The following is a 434-nucleotide window of genomic DNA, read 5'->3' as shown; positions in this document are numbered from 1 at the left end:
CTGCGGGCGGCCGGGGCCGTGATCGGCGGCCCGCGCCAGCTCGACCTGCTGCCCGCCGACGAGGTCGCCGCCGAACGGGTGCCGTGGCCGTCCCCGCTGCGCCCGGCCGTCGCCGGCCTCCTCGACCGCCACGCCGGACGCCCGCTCGCCGTGCTGGCCAGCGGCGACCCGATGTTCTACGGCATCGGCCGCACCCTCGCCGAGACGGCGGGCCCCGACCGCCTGCGCGTCCTGCCGCACCCCTCCTCCGTCGCGTACGCCTGCGCCCGGCTCGGCTGGCCGCTGGAGTCCACCGACGTGGTCAGCCTGGTCGGCCGCCCGCTGGACACCCTGCGGCTCGCCCTCAACCCCGGGCGCCGGCTGCTCGTGCTCAGCGCCGGCGCCGACACCCCCGCCGCCGTCGCCGCGCTGCTCACCGGGGCCGGCCACGGCGC

Annotated in this window: 1 protein-coding gene; it reads left to right on the top strand. The window is 80.6% G+C overall.

Going from position 1 to position 434, the window contains the following annotated elements; translation table 11 throughout:
- A partial coding sequence (cbiE, locus tag ABD308_RS23295) for a precorrin-6y C5,15-methyltransferase (decarboxylating) subunit CbiE (protein ID WP_344338207.1) occupies nt 1–434 on the top strand: 434 nt, incomplete at both ends.

The organism is Kitasatospora putterlickiae (assembly GCF_039527695.1).
GTDB classification, from domain to species: domain Bacteria; phylum Actinomycetota; class Actinomycetes; order Streptomycetales; family Streptomycetaceae; genus Kitasatospora; species Kitasatospora putterlickiae.
Note: the sequence above shows the minus strand (reverse complement) of the source record. Positions and strands in the feature narration are given on the sequence as shown.